The sequence below is a fragment of the Pseudomonas sp. BNK-30 genome (assembly GCF_047456185.1).
In the GTDB taxonomy this organism is placed as follows: domain Bacteria; phylum Pseudomonadota; class Gammaproteobacteria; order Pseudomonadales; family Pseudomonadaceae; genus Aquipseudomonas; species Aquipseudomonas putida_E.
In genome coordinates, this window is sequence record NZ_CP179904.1 from 2,827,027 (window position 1) to 2,843,295 (window position 16,269).

General features: G+C 62.6%; 16 protein-coding genes. 9 read left to right on the forward strand and 7 right to left on the reverse strand.

Annotation, left to right across the window (positions count from 1 at the left end):
- The first annotated feature begins 256 nt into the window (after window positions 1–256).
- The 5 genes from ACMGGN_RS13190 to ACMGGN_RS13210 all read left to right on the forward strand — a co-directional run bounded on the left by ACMGGN_RS13190 (window position 257) and on the right by ACMGGN_RS13210 (window position 5,643).
- Entirely contained in the window at window positions 257–793 is a 537-nt protein-coding gene (locus ACMGGN_RS13190; RefSeq protein WP_046787313.1) for an ATP-dependent zinc protease, read from the forward strand.
- 5 nt (window positions 794–798) lie between these two features.
- Entirely contained in the window at window positions 799–2,334 is a 1,536-nt protein-coding gene (locus tag ACMGGN_RS13195) for an inactive transglutaminase family protein (RefSeq protein ID WP_012313673.1), read from the forward strand.
- Window positions 2,334–3,314 (forward strand): alpha-L-glutamate ligase-like protein, encoded by a 981-nt coding sequence (locus ACMGGN_RS13200; protein WP_115275358.1) that lies wholly within the window; start codon window positions 2,334–2,336, stop codon window positions 3,312–3,314. The genes ACMGGN_RS13195 and ACMGGN_RS13200 overlap by 1 nt, the downstream gene beginning before the upstream one ends.
- Before the next feature lie 131 nt (window positions 3,315–3,445).
- Window positions 3,446–4,789: an aminodeoxychorismate synthase component I gene (gene pabB / locus ACMGGN_RS13205; RefSeq protein ID WP_174141620.1), complete on the forward strand. Its 1,344-nt coding sequence runs from the start codon at window positions 3,446–3,448 to the stop codon at window positions 4,787–4,789.
- Between the two features lie 119 nt (window positions 4,790–4,908).
- Entirely contained in the window at window positions 4,909–5,643 is a 735-nt protein-coding gene (locus ACMGGN_RS13210; RefSeq protein ID WP_046787316.1) for a phosphoadenylyl-sulfate reductase, read from the forward strand.
- A gap of 103 nt (window positions 5,644–5,746) precedes the next feature.
- On the opposite strand, the gene cysB is transcribed toward ACMGGN_RS13210, so the two are convergent.
- The 3 genes from cysB to ACMGGN_RS13225 all read right to left on the reverse strand — a co-directional run bounded on the left by cysB (window position 5,747) and on the right by ACMGGN_RS13225 (window position 8,400).
- A complete protein-coding gene (gene cysB, locus ACMGGN_RS13215) occupies window positions 5,747–6,721 on the reverse strand; it encodes an HTH-type transcriptional regulator CysB (protein ID WP_119688611.1) in 975 nt (324 codons plus the stop codon).
- Between the two features lie 129 nt (window positions 6,722–6,850).
- Entirely contained in the window at window positions 6,851–7,348 is a 498-nt protein-coding gene (locus ACMGGN_RS13220; RefSeq protein ID WP_012313668.1) for a universal stress protein, read from the reverse strand.
- Window positions 7,349–7,452: 104 nt separating this feature from the next.
- Window positions 7,453–8,400: a putative 2-dehydropantoate 2-reductase gene (locus ACMGGN_RS13225; RefSeq protein WP_237859941.1), complete on the reverse strand. Its 948-nt coding sequence runs from the start codon at window positions 8,398–8,400 to the stop codon at window positions 7,453–7,455.
- A 233-nt stretch (window positions 8,401–8,633) separates the two neighbouring features.
- Between ACMGGN_RS13225 and ACMGGN_RS13230 the strand changes: the two genes are divergently transcribed.
- Window positions 8,634–9,710 (forward strand): 3-deoxy-7-phosphoheptulonate synthase, encoded by a 1,077-nt coding sequence (locus tag ACMGGN_RS13230; RefSeq protein WP_046787319.1) that lies wholly within the window; start codon window positions 8,634–8,636, stop codon window positions 9,708–9,710.
- Between the two features lie 62 nt (window positions 9,711–9,772).
- Here the strand turns inward: ACMGGN_RS13230 and ACMGGN_RS13235 are convergent, their stop codons facing one another.
- Window positions 9,773–10,054: a GNAT family N-acetyltransferase gene (locus ACMGGN_RS13235; RefSeq protein ID WP_046787320.1), complete on the reverse strand. Its 282-nt coding sequence runs from the start codon at window positions 10,052–10,054 to the stop codon at window positions 9,773–9,775.
- Between the two features lie 517 nt (window positions 10,055–10,571).
- Here ACMGGN_RS13235 and ACMGGN_RS13240 point away from each other — a divergent pair.
- Window positions 10,572–10,823 carry an Lpp/OprI family alanine-zipper lipoprotein gene (locus ACMGGN_RS13240; RefSeq protein ID WP_003250288.1) on the forward strand — a complete coding sequence of 84 codons (252 nt, stop codon included), beginning with the start codon at window positions 10,572–10,574 and terminating at the stop codon, window positions 10,821–10,823.
- 139 nt (window positions 10,824–10,962) lie between these two features.
- On the opposite strand, the gene ACMGGN_RS13245 is transcribed toward ACMGGN_RS13240, so the two are convergent.
- The 3 genes from ACMGGN_RS13245 to ACMGGN_RS13255 all read right to left on the reverse strand — a co-directional run bounded on the left by ACMGGN_RS13245 (window position 10,963) and on the right by ACMGGN_RS13255 (window position 13,017).
- Window positions 10,963–11,940: a L,D-transpeptidase family protein gene (locus tag ACMGGN_RS13245; RefSeq protein ID WP_046787321.1), complete on the reverse strand. Its 978-nt coding sequence runs from the start codon at window positions 11,938–11,940 to the stop codon at window positions 10,963–10,965.
- A gap of 131 nt (window positions 11,941–12,071) precedes the next feature.
- Complete coding sequence (locus ACMGGN_RS13250; protein ID WP_039601335.1) at window positions 12,072–12,353, reverse strand: hypothetical protein; 282 nt, start codon at window positions 12,351–12,353, stop codon at window positions 12,072–12,074.
- A 58-nt stretch (window positions 12,354–12,411) separates the two neighbouring features.
- Window positions 12,412–13,017, reverse strand: coding sequence for an arylesterase (locus ACMGGN_RS13255; RefSeq protein ID WP_237859939.1), 606 nt, complete (start codon window positions 13,015–13,017; stop codon window positions 12,412–12,414).
- Between the two features lie 10 nt (window positions 13,018–13,027).
- Here ACMGGN_RS13255 and ACMGGN_RS13260 point away from each other — a divergent pair, with 10 nt between their 5' ends.
- Window positions 13,028–13,711, forward strand: a complete 684-nt coding sequence (locus tag ACMGGN_RS13260; RefSeq protein WP_012313661.1) for an ABC transporter ATP-binding protein — start codon at window positions 13,028–13,030, stop codon at window positions 13,709–13,711.
- Complete coding sequence (locus ACMGGN_RS13265; RefSeq protein WP_414156033.1) at window positions 13,711–16,218, forward strand: ABC transporter permease; 2,508 nt, start codon at window positions 13,711–13,713, stop codon at window positions 16,216–16,218. The genes ACMGGN_RS13260 and ACMGGN_RS13265 overlap by 1 nt, the downstream gene beginning before the upstream one ends.
- The last annotated feature ends 51 nt before the right edge of the window (window positions 16,219–16,269 follow it).

The following is a 16,269-nucleotide window of genomic DNA, read 5'->3' on the forward strand; positions in this document are numbered from 1 at the left end:
CGAAACAAGCCCATTCAGTCAAAGAGAAAATGAACATTGTCGACAATTGTCTGAGCGCGAACTTAGTGAGTGATGGCGTTGTCAGATCGCGACGCGCTGGCGCCAAGGCATCGGCGTGATAGAATGCCGCGCCTCCAACGGAGTATGGATAGCGTTTCTGTCATCCATTCATGTTGTTGACAGACGAACCGAGGAAGCTTGCGCAGTACCTGCCAGTCGCCTTGCCCCGAACCTTGCACAGCACCGCGCCAGGACTATGAGACTTACACCCGTTTTATTGCTGTCATGCCTCACCCTGCTGCCGGCCCTTGGCCAGGCGGCGGGCAAGACCGTGTACGGTCTTAACGAATACGCCCGCCTCGGGGACCTCGACCTGGAAGTGGCCGCCAAACTCGACACCGGCGCCAAGACCGCATCCCTGAGTGCCCGCGACATCAAGCGCTTCAAGCGCGACGGCGAGAGCTGGGTGCGTTTCTACCTGGCGATAGATGCCGCCCATTCGCACCCCATCGAACGCCCGTTGGCGCGGGTCAGCAAGATCAAGCGCCGCGCAGGCGACTATGATGCCGAATCGGGCAAGGCCTATACCGCCCGCCCGGTCATCGAACTCGAAATCTGCATGGGCCAGGCCCTGCGCACCATCGAAGTCAACCTCACCGACCGCAGCGCGTTCCAGTTCCCGCTGCTGATCGGTTCCGAGGCGCTCAAGCACTTCGACGCGCTGGTCGACCCAAGCCTTAAATACGCGGCCGGCAAACCTGCCTGTGCCACCGACGCTCCCAAAGCAGAGTAATCCCGATGCGCTCTCTTACCCTCCATCTGAAAGTCCTGATCACCGTACTGGTGCTGTTGGGCGTGGCGGTCACGGCCTATCAGATCTTCTTCCTCGGCATCCCGGTGACCGAAGACGAAACCGACGACCTTTGGAACATCGACGCCAAGGTCGAGTTCGTCGCCAGCAGCAAGGACCCGGTCAAGGTACAAATGTTCGTACCGCCGCTGAACCGCGACTATGTCAGCCTCAACGAGAGCTTCATCTCCAACAACTACGGGGTCAGCGTCAACCGCGCCGATGGCAACCGCAAGGTAACCTGGTCGGCCCGCCGCGCCAGCGGCAACCAGACCCTCTACTACCGCCTGGTGCTGACCAAGCGCTACAGCAGCGAAAAGGCCGCCATCAAAGGCCCGACCTTCCGTGACAGCCTTGCCGTAGAAGGCCCCGAGAAGATCGCCGCCGAAGCCCTGATGGCGCCGATCCGCCAGCACTCGGCCGACGTCGAGACCTTCGTCAGCGAAACCATCAAGCGGGTGAACAACCTCAACGACGACAACGTCAAGCTGCTGCTGGCCGGCGATACCTCGCCCATGAAGAAGGCCCAGGTCATCGACCTGCTGCTGTCGATCGCGCATGTACCGATGGAAAAGGTCCATACCATCCGCCTGGTGGCCGATACGCCGCAGTCCCCCGAGCTCTGGCTGCGCAGCTTCAACGGCAGCGACTGGCTGTACTTCAACCCGGACACCGGTGAGCAGGGCCTGCCCAGCGACCGCCTGCTGTGGTGGACCGGTGATGACAACCTGGTCACCGTCGATGGCGGCAAGAAAGCCAACGTCACTTTCAGCATGAACAACAGCGAGATGAACGCCATCCGCCTGGCCAAGCTGACCGACGAGAACACCGACGCCGACTTCCTCGAGTACTCGCTGTACGGCCTGCCGCTGCAGACCCAGCAGACCTTCATGATCATGGTGATGATCCCGATCGGCGTGCTGGTGATCCTGGTCCTGCGCAACCTGATCGGCATCCAGACCCTGGGCACGTTCACACCGGTACTGATCGCCCTGGCGTTCCGCGAGACCCAGCTGGGCTTCGGCATCGTGCTGTTCACCGTGATCACCGCATTGGGCCTGTCGCTGCGCTCCTACCTGGAGCACCTCAAGCTGCAGATGCTGCCGCGCCTCTCGGTGGTACTGACCTTCGTCGTGGTATTGATTGCCGCCATCAGCCTGTTCAGCCACAAGCTGGGGCTGGAACGCGGCCTGTCGGTAGCGCTGTTCCCGATGGTGATCCTGACCATGACCATCGAGCGCCTGTCGATCACCTGGGAAGAACGTGGCGGCGGTCATGCCATGAAAGTGGCGATCGGCACCCTGTTCGCAGCGTCGCTTGCCCACCTGCTGATGATGGTGCCGGAGCTGGTGTACTTCGTCTTCACCTTCCCGGCGGTACTGCTGATCCTGGTGGGCTTCATGCTGGCGATGGGTCGCTACCGCGGCTACCGCCTGACCGAGCTGGTGCGCTTCAAGGCATTCCTGAAGAAGGCTGACGCCTGATGTTTGGCCTGATCAAGACGTGGAAAGCCCTGGAGGCCCGGGGCATCATGGGTATCAACCGGCGCAATGCCGACTATGTGCTCAAGTACAACAAGCGCAACCTGTACCCGATCGTCGACGACAAGATCATCACCAAGGAGCGTGCGCTGGCAGCGGGCATTCACGTGCCTGAAATGTACGGCATCATCGAGACCGAGAAGCAGATCGACAAGCTTCACGAGATCATCGGCGGGCGCAACGACTTCGTCATCAAGCCGGCCCAGGGGGCCGGCGGTGACGGCATCCTGGTGATTGCCGACCGCTTCGAGGACCGCTACCGCACCGTTTCCGGCAAAATCATCAGCCATGAAGAGATCGAGCATCAGGTCTCCAGCATCCTGACCGGCCTGTACTCACTCGGCGGGCACCGCGACCGCGCGCTGATCGAGTACCGGGTAACCCCCGACCAGATCTTCAAGAGCATCAGTTACGAAGGTGTGCCGGACATCCGCATCATCGTGCTGATGGGCTACCCGGTAATGGCCATGCTGCGCCTGCCGACCCGCCAGTCCGGCGGCAAGGCCAACCTGCACCAGGGCGCCATCGGCGTAGGTGTGGACCTGGCCACCGGAGTGACCCTGCGCGGTACCTGGCTGAACAACATCATCAGCAAGCACCCGGACACCACCAATGCGGTGGATGGCGTACAGCTGCCGAACTGGGACGGCTTCATGAAGCTGGCAGCCGGCTGCTATGAGCTGTGCGGCCTGGGCTACATCGGTGTGGACATGGTGCTGGACCAGGACAAGGGGCCGTTGATTCTCGAACTCAATGCCCGCCCTGGCCTGAACATCCAGATCGCCAACGACACCGGGCTGACCCAACGCACCCATGCCATCGAGGCGCACATCGAGGCGCTGGCCAAGGACGGCGTGACCGAGGATGCCGAACAGCGTGTCCGGGTCGCGCAAAGCCTGTTCGGGCACGTGCATCCGGGCTGATAGCTCTGCCCCCATCGCCGGCAAGCCGGCGATGGCTTCAACCCACTGCCTGAAAGTCACACTGGCGCTAGGCGCATTTCCTGCGCAGGTCTACAATCGCCCTCCTCGCTTTTACATCGCCGTCCACACTGATGCCGACCTGTACGCTCTACCCCCTGCCCTATCAGCCCGACCCCGCCGCGTACTTCGCCCGCCTGCGCCAGGCGCCCGGGGCGATCCTGCTCGACAGCGCCCGCCCAGGCGCCGAGCGCGGCCGCTTCGACCTGCTCAGCGCCTGGCCGCTGCAACACTTGCAGGTGCTGCCCGACGAAGATGGCCGGGCCTTCCTGCAACGGCTGCGCGCCAGCCTGAAACAACTGGGCCCTGCGCAGTTGCCCGGTGGTGTCGAGCTGCCATTTGCCGGCGGCCTGATCGGCTACCTCAGCTACGACTTCGGCCGACGCCTGGAGCACCTGCCCTGCCTCGCCACGGATGACCTCGGCCTGCCCGACGCCCAGCTTGGGTTGTATGGCTGGGCGCTGGTGACCGACCACCAGCATGGCACCAGCCAACTGGTGTTCCACCCCCAGCTGGCTGATGACGAGCGCGAGCGCCTCATCGCCTTGTTTGAAGACACCGACAACGCTGCAAGCGGCGATTTCCGCCTGCTCGCCGCCATGACGGGTGATTTGCAGCCAGGGCAATACGAGGCAGCATTCGATCAGGTACAGCGCTACATTCAGGCCGGCGATTGCTACCAGATCAACCTGACCCAACGCTTCCGCGCACCTTGCCAGGGCGACCCCTGGCGCGCCTACCAGGCCTTGCGCAAGGCCTGCCCGACGCCGTTCTCTGGCTACCAGCAACTGGCCGACGGCAGCGCACTGCTGAGCTTTTCTCCAGAACGCTTCATCCGCGTCAGCCAGGGGCAAGTGGAGACCCGCCCGATCAAGGGCACCCGCCCGCGCTCTGCCGACCCGGCAGAAGACGCCCGCAATGCCGAGGCGCTGCGCCACAGCCCCAAGGACCGCTCGGAAAACCTGATGATCGTGGACCTGCTGCGTAACGACCTGGGCCGCACTTGCCAGATCGGTTCGGTGAAGGTGCCAGAGCTGTTCAGCCTGGAAAGCTACCCCAACGTGCACCATCTGGTCAGCAGCGTCACCGGGCAACTGGCCACCGACAAGGACGCCCTGGACCTGATCGGCGACAGCTTCCCAGGCGGTTCGATCACCGGCGCCCCCAAGATTCGCGCCATGCAGATCATCGACGAGCTGGAGCCCAGCCGCCGCGCGCTGTATTGCGGGTCCTTGCTGTACGTGGATGTGCGCGGTGAAATGGACAGTTCCATCGCCATTCGCAGCCTGCTGGTCAAGGATGGGCAGGTCAGCTGCTGGGGCGGCGGCGCGGTGGTGGCGGACTCCGACTGGCAATCGGAATACGAAGAATCGATCGCCAAGGTACGGGTATTGATGGAGACCTTGCAAAGCCTGTGACCCAGCGTTTGCCTGCGCCGGCCCAGGGCCGGTGCAGGCACAGCGTCTAGCCTGCCATTTTTTGTTACCATCACCTCATTACGAGCGCACAGCGCCACAGCCAAGATGGAAACCGCCTGATGAGCCAACCCTTCGACGTCGCCGCCCTGGCCGCGACCTACGCCAGCAAATCCCCGCAGGACATTCTCAAGCTCGCCTTCGAGCACTTCGGCGACGACCTGTGGATTTCTTTCAGCGGTGCCGAGGACGTGGTGCTGGTCGACATGGCCTGGAAGCTGAACAAGCAGGTCAAGGTGTTCAGCCTCGACACCGGCCGCCTGCACCCTGAGACTTACCGGTTCATCGACCAGGTGCGTGAGCAGTACAGTCTGCCAATCGAGATCCTCAGCCCGGACCGTGCCAAACTCGACCCGTTCGTTCAGGAAAAGGGCCTGTTCAGTTTCTACAAGGACGGCCATGGCGAGTGCTGTGGCATCCGCAAGATCGAGCCACTGCGGCGCAAGCTCGCCACTGTCAGCGCCTGGGCCACCGGCCAGCGCCGCGACCAGAGCCCAGGCACCCGCAGCCAGGTGGCAGCACTGGAAATCGACAGCGCGTTCTCCACAGCGGAACGCACCCTGTACAAATTCAACCCGCTGGCGCAGATGACCAGCGCGGAAGTCTGGGGCTACATCCGGATGCTCGAGCTACCGTACAACAGCCTCCACGAACGCGGCTTCATCAGCATTGGTTGCGAGCCCTGCACCCGCCCGGTACTGCCGAACCAGCACGAACGTGAAGGCCGCTGGTGGTGGGAAGAGTCGACCCAGAAGGAATGCGGGCTGCACGCCGGCAACCTGATCAGCAAGGCCTGAAGGCAGCTGCAAGCCTCAAGCTATAATCTGCAAGTCCCAAGAAGAAAGAGCAGCCCACATGGGCTGCTCTTTCTGCTCTTTCTTGAAGCTTGAAGCTACTTTTTCAGTGCACCGGCAACTCGACACCGGCAAACAGCTCTTCGAGCTCCTGCTTGTTGTGGCACTGGATCGCCTTGGCCATCACTTCACGCGTCAGGTGCGGCGCAAATTTCTCAATGAAATCGCACATGAAACCGCGCAGGAAGGTGCCGCGGCGGAAGCCGATCTTGGTGATACTGGCCTCGAACAGCTCACTGGCATCAAGCGCCACCAGGTCGCTGTCCAGCTTGCTGTCCACCGCCATCTTGGCCACGATGCCCACGCCCAGCCCCAAGCGCACGTAAGTCTTGATCACGTCGGCGTCAGCAGCAGTGAACACCACCTTCGGCGTCAGGCCGCGGTGATTGAAGGCCTCATCCAGCTTGGAGCGGCCAGTGAACCCGAATACATAGGTGACGATCGGGTATTCGGCTACAGCTTCCAGCGTCAGCTTCGGCAATTTGGCCAGCGGGTGACCCTGCGGCACCACCACGCAGCGGTTCCACTTGTAGCACGGCATCATGATCAGGTCGCCGAACAGCTCCAGCGCCTCGGTGGCAATGGCAAAGTCGACGGTACCGTCCGCAGCCATCTCGGCAATCTGCATGGGTGAACCCTGATGCATATGCAGGGCGACTTCCGGGTACTGCTTGATGAAGCTACTGATGATCGGCGGCAGCGCATAGCGAGCCTGGGTATGGGTGGTAGCGATGGACAGCGTACCCTTCTTCTCGTTGGAGAATTCCTGGGCGATCTGCTTGATGCTTTCGACCTTGCGCAGGATTTCACCAGCGGTGTTGATGATGCGCTCACCTGCCGGAGTGACACGGGTCAGATGCTTGCCGCTGCGGGCAAAGACTTCAACACCCAGTTCATCCTCGAGCAGGCGGATTTGTTTGCTGATCCCCGGCTGAGAGGTGTACAGACTCTGCGCCGTCGCGGAGACGTTGAGGTCGTGGTGCGCCACTTCCCAGATGTAGCGCAGTTGTTGAAGCTTCATAGGTTTCCCTCGAATCAGCGGTAAGTCAGCGGCAGCAGGCAGCGACGGGATATAACTATATTAGTGGTTCTCGAAATAAAACTAGAACTATTTTGTTACATGCCGCTCCGAAACTGCCCACCATCAGCTTCACGTTTTCCTACGGCCGAGATGCTGCGAAAGCGGCACCATGTACACCGGCACCGCAGACAACTGCAGCAAGCGCACAGCCGTTCGGCCAATCGGCACATCTACCCCAGCACCGGCGCTGTGGCTGCCGAAAATCAGCAAGTCCACGCTCAAACGTTGCGCCTGTTCCAGGATGACCTGCGCCGGATCACCCTGGCGCACCCGGACCGCCTTGATCACCGCCAGGTCCGCGTCCTCGCCCAGCTCCTCGCGAAAGTTCTCCAGCACACGCTGCTCGATGTTGGCCATCACCGTATTGACGCCCTCGCTATGCAACGCATCGAGCGTCTGCTCATCGAGGTAGCTTTGCAGGAGGGATTCGGCGAACTGCCCCATGGGTTCTACGGCATGAATCACATACAGTTCCGCGCCGAACGTGCGGGCCAGGGCCAAGGCATGCTGCATGACAAAAGGGGCGTAGACACCGAGGTCGGTGGCGTACAGCATGGAGCGGATCATTCGACCTCCTCGACTGCCGTGGCGGCAGAGCAAGCTTCAGCTTAGCAGCGCGCCGGGCGCTCGCTCGGCCGCCCGGCGCACTGCCAATGCGGGCTGTAGAGGTTTCAGCCGGCGCGATTGGCGCGATCGACGAAGGCCAGTGCCTGGTAGAGCATCTGCATGCGCGGCACGCTGCACCCCGCAGCGCGCGCCCGGGCCAGAGGCTCGGCATAGATAGCCTGAAGCTCCAGCGGTCGCTGCTGGACGTGATCGTGGTACATGCTCGGCCAGTAGTCGGGCATCTGCTCGGTGACCCGGAACAAGTGCTCGGCATAACCGGCAGGCAACTCGTGACCACAGGCGGCGGCCGCTTGGACCACCTCAGCCATCAACGCCCGAACCAGCTCACGGCTGTCGGCATCTGCCATCAGCGGTAAGGTACTGGCACCAAGCAACACCGAAAGGCCGTTGTAGGGGACATTCCACACTAGCTTCTGCCAGCGAGCCTGACCGAGGTCGTCCATGGCCTGGGAGTCGATACCCGCGGCGCGGAACAGCCTGGCGCCCTCCTCTACGATGCTCAGCCCCCCGTCGCTGGCGGGCCCGCTGTGATAGCCCAGGTTGACCGCACCCAGCGCCTGATGGCGTATCACACCAGGGCTCACCCGGTTGACACAGATAAAGCACAAGCCACCGAGCAGGTGCAGATTGCCGGGCAACGCTGGCCGCAACTGCTCCTCGACACCCAACCCGTTCTGCAGCAGCACCACCTTGGCATCGGGTGCCGATGCCTGCGCAATCAGCGCCGCCAATTCGCCATTGCTGGTCGCCTTTGCACCCACCAGCAACCAATCGCACGGCGGCATGTCGGCAGCGCTGGCATAAGCCTGCACCGGCATGCGCCAGTCGCCGTGCACGGCGCTTTCCAGCCTCAGGCCATGCTCCCGAACCTGCGCAAATTCACTGCGCAGCAAAAAATGCACGTCAAACCCGGCCCGCGCCAGCATCAGGCCATAAAAGCCGCCGATGGCACCACTGCCAATAATGCCAATGCGTGGTTTGCGAGGGTCCATGCTGATCTCCTGATAAATGTCGGTGTGCTTTTCTACACCTGTTGAGGCATTTTGCGCACCCAAATAGCAGGACAAGCCTGTTGCACCAGGGAAAAACCCTGCACAGGCGCACTGCAGCCCATTGTCGCGCCCCCAGTAACGCGCTAAGGTTCGGCTCCCCGCTGCGAACATTCTTGCTGCTGGGCCGCACGGGGATTGCTGGCGGCCGGCACCGTGACCTGACGAGTAACACGATGGCTGATTTACCGATCGACGACCTTAACGTTGCCTCCAACGAGACCTTGATCACTCCCGATCAGCTCAAGAAGGAAATCCCCCTCAGCGCCAAAGCCTTGCAGACCGTTACTGCCGGCCGCGAAGTGGTGCGCAATATCCTCGACGGGAAAGACCATCGCCTGTTCGTAGTGGTCGGCCCGTGCTCGATCCACGACATCAAGGCCGCTCACGAATACGCTGAGCGCCTCAAGGTGCTGGCTGAGGAAGTTTCCGACACGCTGTATCTGGTAATGCGTGTTTACTTCGAGAAGCCGCGCACCACGGTCGGCTGGAAAGGCCTGATCAACGACCCTTATCTGGATGACTCGTTCAAGATCCAGGACGGCCTGCACATCGGCCGCCAACTGCTGCTGGATCTGGCCGAAATGGGCTTGCCAACCGCCACCGAAGCGCTCGACCCGATCTCGCCGCAGTACCTGCAAGACCTGATCAGTTGGTCGGCCATTGGCGCGCGCACCACCGAATCCCAGACCCACCGTGAAATGGCCTCGGGCCTGTCCTCGGCGGTCGGCTTCAAGAACGGCACCGATGGCGGCCTGACCGTGGCCATCAACGCCCTTCAGTCGGTATCCAAGCCGCACCGTTTCCTGGGCATCAACCAGGAAGGCGGCGTATCCATCGTCACTACCAAGGGCAACCCCTACGGCCACGTAGTGCTGCGTGGCGGCAACGGCAAGCCGAACTACGATTCGGTAAGTGTCGCCCTGTGCGAACAGGACCTGGCCAAGGCAAAGATCAAGGCCAACATCATGGTCGACTGCAGCCACGCCAACTCCAACAAGGACCCGGCCTTGCAGCCGCTGGTCATGGAGAACGTCGCCAACCAGATCCTCGAAGGCAACCAGTCGATCATTGGCTTGATGGTCGAAAGCCACCTGAACTGGGGCGCCCAGTCGATCCCGAAGAACCTGGAAGATCTGCAGTACGGCGTATCGGTCACCGACGCCTGCATCGACTGGTCTGCCACAGAGAACACCCTGCGCAGCATGCACGCCAAGCTCAAGGATGTACTGCCCAAGCGCAAGCGCGGCTGAACGTGGCCACAAAATGAAACGCCGGGCTTAGCCCGGCGTTTTCGCATGTGCAGTCAGCAGGTTCAGGCTTTACTCGAATGACGCTGCTTGCGCTCCATGTAGCGTTCGACGTACGAGCAGGAAGGAATCACCGTGTAGCCCATCTGGTCCGCATACTCCAAGGCCCTTTCGGTCAGTGCTGCAGCGATGCCGCGGCCGCGCAAGGCGTTGGGGACGAAAGTGCGATAGATATCCAGCGTCTGCTTGCCCAGATCCATGTACGTCAGGTAGGCACGATGACCGTCCACGTTGGTCTCGAACTGATGACCGGCCTGGTCATGGTGGATGGTCAGCGCTTCACTCATCACTACTCCTCGCAGGCCTTTTGGGCAGACCTTTACCTTAATCGATGGTGATGTATCCGGCAGAGGAACCAATGCGTGCAGCGCCTATGCCACCTCTTGCCCCTTGGACCGCAGGCCGATTGCAATGGTTCTGCCGGACCGGGCCATCAAATAGTAGGCGCGACACCCCGGATTGCTCAAGGTGGCATCGGTTAAAAGTCACGGCAATGAGCTCGAACCCCTGTACGAACTGACCTGCAAACTCAGCCGGACACTCTTGGGCTTTAGACGTACAACGACCCTTAAAGTCACCGTTAGTTCAACAAAAAAGTTCCCATACAACAATCGCTTGCGCCGCCTGCACAGCGTGCTCACAAAAAGCCTGAAAATCTCGTCAAGCACCCTTGGGCAACATTTTTTTTACCGTTCTTGCGCTGAGTCAGTTTACTTACTACAAGTAATGGGTACTATGTACGCCGGCCAGTTTCTCTTTCCTGAGAGATGGCTATTTAATAGAAAGTCCTTGAAGGGGAACACGATGAACAACGTTCTGAAATTCTCTGCTCTGGCTCTGGCCGCAGTTCTGGCTACCGGTTGCAGCAGCGTATCCAAAGAAACCGAAGCTCGTCTGACTGCGACTGAAGACGCAGCAGCTCGCGCTCAGGCCCGTGCTGACGAAGCCTACCGTAAGGCTGACGATGCAATGGCAGCCGCTCAGAAGGCTCAGCAGACCGCTGACGAAGCCAATGAGCGCGCTCTGCGTATGCTGGACAAAGCCAGCCGCAAGTAATAGTCCTCACGGATTGTTAAGAAGCCGACCCACTTGTGGGGTCGGCTTTTTTATTGCCGCTACAAAAGCAAACAGCACAAATGAAAAAGCCTGCCCAGGCGTTTGACCTGGGCAGGCTTCAGCCCTATCGCTCAAGGGCTTACTGCAGTTCTGGAGGAATACTCGACACCATGGGAGCTGCACCCTGGTTATCGACGGGCACGGCAATTTCCACCGGCATGCCATCTTCGGCAGCGACCACGTCGCGGACCATGTCCCAGTTCATGCGCACATTGTTGGCCAGGTCTTCGCGCTTGAGCAGCGCGTTGATGACAGCAGTGTGCTTATCGACCACCGAAGGGTCGCCGTGATCGTCCAGCGGTGTGTGCGCCTCGAGGTATACCTTGCCACCACTGATTCCGAACTTGTACGGCTCGTTGATGATGCGCACCGGCGTACCGACCGGGACCATCTTCGACAGCTCCAGCACATTATTGTTGAACATGCGGAAGCAACCATGGCTGGTGCGCATGCCAATGCCGAACTTCTTGTTCGAACCGTGAATCAGATAACCCGGCACGCCCAGAGTGAACTTGTAAGGCCCCAGCGGGTTGTCTGGCCCGGCCGGCACCACGGTTGGCAGGATGTCACCGTCGGCGGCGTGCTCAGCACGGATCGAAGCCGGTGGCGTCCAGGTCGGGTTTGGGGTTTTGGCAATGATCTTGGTGTTGGCGATGGGGGAACCCCAGCCTTCACGACCGATCCCCAGCGGGAAGGTGTACACCACGCTCTGCCCTTTCGGGAAGTAGTACAACCGGTATTCAGCAAGGTTGATGACAACGCCCTCGCGGGGGCCCGGCGGAAGCACGTAGCGGGTCGGCAGGATGATCTCGGTACCGGCGCCCGGCAGCCATGGGTCGACACCCGGGTTGGCGGCGATCATCTCCAGGTAGCCGAGGTCGTTGGCAGTGCCGATGTCGGCAAAGGTGTCCTCATACTTGGCCTTGATCACCTGTACCTGGCCAACGACGTCTTCTCCCGGAGGCGGCAGCGGCAGCTCCAGTGCAACGGCGGGGCCTGCTGCCAGCAGGCCGGCCAGGGTCAGGCAGCGGGTGACGGCGGGAAAGCGCGGCAACATCCGGTAAATCCTTCGAAAGGTGGGTCAAGAGAATCGATTGTACACCCGCACCGTGCCAAGCGGGAGCCACTGGCGGTTTCCATGCGTTTCAGATGATGAAAGGCGCTCGGAGTTTCAGGCCCAGGGCCGTGTCAAAGCTGTGGCCATACCGGACGCATGCCGCGGCGCTGGGCGTCGAGAATCGCCCGGCAGAGGTCGCACAGGCGGCCGTCACGATAGATCGAACGCGGCACGCCGGACCACCGTGGCTGTGCAGGCAGCAAGCCCCCACAAAGGGTTCGGTCGACCGGCACACCCAGTTCGAGCTGGCGGGCGACAAGGTGGACGCGGATTTCCTGGCAGGCGAACAGATCGAGCTGCTCATCGGGCTCGATCAGTTGGTAGGCATACAAGGACCAGGCAGGGCGCGGCATTGGGGGCTCTCGAAACGGGGGGCGCAACATTAGCCGAAAGCCGGCCCCGTTTAAAGCGTCACAGCAAGGGTTTTATCGCCGGCCAGGCATTTTCCAGCAACCGCTGCTGGGCACCCTGCGCCGGATGGATGCCATCGGCCTGCATCATCTCCGGCACACCCCCTACGCCCTCGAGGAAAAACGGCACCAGTGCCACCTGTTTCTGCGCTGCCAACTGCTCATAAACCTTGGCGAACGCCGTGGTGTAGCGCACCCCGTAATTGGGCGGCAGGCGCATGCCCAACAGCACCACTTTGGCCCCGGACTCGCGTGACCGCTCGATCATCGAGGCAAGATTTTGTTGCAATTGCTCTGGAGGCTGCCCGCGCAGCCCGTCGTTGCCGCCCAATTCCAGCACCACCAGGCTGGGCTTGTGCGCTGCAAGCAGCGCCGGCAGCCGCGCCTGGCCCCCTGCACTGGTGTCGCCGCTGATCGACGCATTGACCACCCGATCATCGAAACCTTCGTCCCTGAGCCGGGTCTGCAACAAAGAGACCCACCCCTGGCGGGTATCCAGGCCAAAACCGGCGCTGATACTATCGCCGACAACCAGCAACGTTCCCGCCGCCGCGCTCTGGGTCAGGCAATACAGGGCCAGACCGGCACTCAACCACCACACTCGCATTGGATTCTCCATGGGCCCCAGCATTCTCGTTGCGCAGAACCTTAGCAAAGTGGTCCCCAGTGCGGAAGGTGATCTGACCATCCTGCACGCACTGTCCCTGGACCTCGCCCAAGGCGACAGCCTGGCCATCGTCGGCGCCTCGGGCTCAGGCAAATCCACCCTGCTCGGGCTGCTGGCCGGCCTGGACCGCCCCAGCGCCGGCAAGGTGATACTCGCCGGACACGACCTGGGCCCACTGGACGAAGACCAACGCGCCAGGGTGCGCGCCGAACATGTCGGCTTTGTGTTCCAGTCGTTCCAGCTGCTCGACAGCCTCAATGCACTGGAAAACGTCATGTTGCCACTGGAGCTGGACGGCCGTCGCGATGCTCGCGAACAAGCCCGCACCTTGCTTGAACGGGTCGGTCTGGGCAAGCGCCTGACCCACACGCCACGCCAGCTGTCCGGTGGCGAGCAGCAACGGGTGGCGATCGCCCGCGCCTTCGCCGCCCAACCGGCGGTGCTGTTCGCTGACGAACCTACCGGCAACCTCGACAGCCATACCGGTGAGCGCATTAGCGACCTGCTGTTTGACCTGAACAAGGAGCGCGGCACCACCCTGGTTCTGGTTACCCATGACGAACGCCTGGCCAGCCGTTGCCGGCGCCTGATACGACTCGAAGCAGGCCGCCTGGTGGCGCCGGTGGAGGCCTGATGAAGCACATGCCGCTTTCCCGCCTGTGCGGCCTGGCGCTGCGCCAGTTGTTGCGCGACATCCGCGCCAGCGAAGTGCGCGTGCTGTTCTTCGCCCTGCTGGTGGCTGTTGCCGCCAGCACCGCCATCGGCTATTTCGGTGCCCGCCTCAACGGCGCCATGCAGTTGCGCGCCAGCGAGTTCCTTGGCGCCGACCTGGTATTGCAAGGCAGTGCGCCGGCGCGTCAGGAACAGGTAGACGCCGGCACCGCCCTGGGCCTGCGCCACGCCCGGGTGGTGGAGTTCACCAGCGTGGTCGGTGGTGATGCCGGCATCCAGCTGTCGAGCATCAAGGCCGCCGATGGCGCCTACCCCCTGCGTGGCCAGGTACGCAGTGCACCGGCGCCGTATGCCATGGAAACACCCGGTGGCGGCCCGCCGCCGGGCGAGGCCTGGGTCGAACCGCGCCTGCTGGCTGCCCTTGGCCTGAGCATCGGCGACAGCATCGACGTCGGCATGAAGACCCTGCGCATGAGCCGCGTACTGACCTACGAACCGGACCGTGCCAACAACTTCTATAGCCTCACCCCGCGGGTGATGATGAACCTCGCCGACCTGGAGGCCACAGGGGTCATTCAGCCCGGCAGCCGGGTCAGCTACCGTGAGCTGTGGCGCGGCGATGCACAGGCCCTGGCGCAGTACCGCCAGGGGCTGGAGAAGAACCTGGCGGCGAACCAGCGCCTGCTCGACACCCGCGATGGCAACCGGCAGATCGGGGGTGCCCTGGGCAAGGCCGAACGCTACCTGAACATGGCCAGCCTGGTAGCGGTGCTGCTGGCAGGCGTCGCCGTGGCACTGTCGGCCAGCCGCTATGCGGCGCGGCGCCTGGACGCCAGCGCACTGTTGCGCTGCCTGGGGCTGTCCCGCCACCAAGCGCTGGGCCTGTACTGCCTGCAACTGGCCATGCTCGGCCTGCTGGCCGCGCTGGTCGGTGCCCTGCTCGGCTGGCTGGCGCAACTGGGCCTGTTCCACCTGTTGCACGGCCTGCTGCCGAGCGTGGTGCCGCCTGGCGGCATCCTCCCGGCATTGGCCGGCATCGCCACCGGGCTGGTCGCACTGGCCGGTTTCGCCCTGCCCCCGCTCGCCGCCCTGGGCAAGGTGCCGCCACTGCGTGTACTGCGCCGCGACCTGCTGCCCGTGCCACCCAGCAGCTGGCTGGTCTACGGCGCCGCCCTGTTCGCCCTGGGCCTGATCATGTGGCGCCTGAGCCTCGACCTGCTGCTGACCTTCGCCCTGCTAGGCGGCGGGTTGCTTGCCGCGCTGGCACTGGGCGGCCTGCTGCTGCTTGGGCTACGTAGCCTGCGGCAACTGCTGGCAGGCGCCCCGCTGCCCTGGCGCCTGGGCTTGGGCCAGTTGCTGCGCCACCCCATGGCTGCCGCGGGCCAGGCACTGGCGTTTGGCCTGATCCTGCTGGCCATGGCCCTGGTCGCCTTGCTGCGCGCCGAGCTGCTCGACACCTGGCAGGCACAACTGCCCAAGGACGCACCCAACCATTTCGCCCTGAACATCCTGCCCGACGACCGTGAGCCTTTCGCCCAGCGCCTGCACGAGGTGAACGCAGCCTCCGCACCGCTGTACCCGGTGACGCCTGGCCGGCTGATCCAGATCAACGAGCAACCCGTGCAACAGATCGTCAGCAAGGATTCCGCCGGCGAGCGCGCCGTTCAGCGCGACCTCAGCTTGACTTGGGCCGCCGACCTGCCCGCAGGCAATGCCTTGACCGCCGGCAACTGGTGGCGGGCGCTACCGGCTGGTGATGAAATCCCCGGCGTTTCGGTCGAGGCGGAACTTGCCGCCAGCCTGAAGGTGCAACTGGGCGACCTGCTGACCTTCGACATTGGCGGCGAACAACGCCAGGCGCGAGTGAGCAGCTTGCGCAGCGTGCACTGGGACAGCTTCCAGCCGAACTTCTACATGATTTTCCAGCCCGGCACCCTGCAGGGGCTGCCGACCACCTACCTGACCAGCTTCTACCTCGCGCCGGGTCATGACCTGGATGTGGTGGCCCTGTCGCGGGCGTTCCCGGCGGTGACCATCCTGCAAGTCGATGCCTTGCTGGAGCAGCTGCGCAGCATCCTCGCCCAGGTTACCCTGGCGGTGGAATATGTATTGCTGTTCGTCCTGGCAGCGGGGTTGGCCGTGCTGTTCGCAGGTTTGCAGGCAACGCTGGATGAACGCATTCGCCAAGGCGCATTGCTGCGCGCGCTTGGCGCTGCTCGACCGTTGCTGGTGAAAGCGCGGCGTATCGAGTTCGGGCTGCTGGGTGCGGCCAGTGGCGCCCTGGCAGCGCTAGGCTGTGAGTTGATTACCCTGGTGCTTTACCGCTATGCGTTCGACCTGCAGTGGGGCCCGCATCCGTGGCTGCTGATACTGCCGCTAGCGGGCGCGCTACTGGTAGGAGGGGCTGGTGTGTTGGGGACTCGGCGGGCGCTTAATGCCAGCCCGTTGGCGGTGCTGCGGGAGGGATAGCCTTAAGCTGCAAGCTGCAAGCATGAGCAGATACGCCTCGGCTTGCAGCTG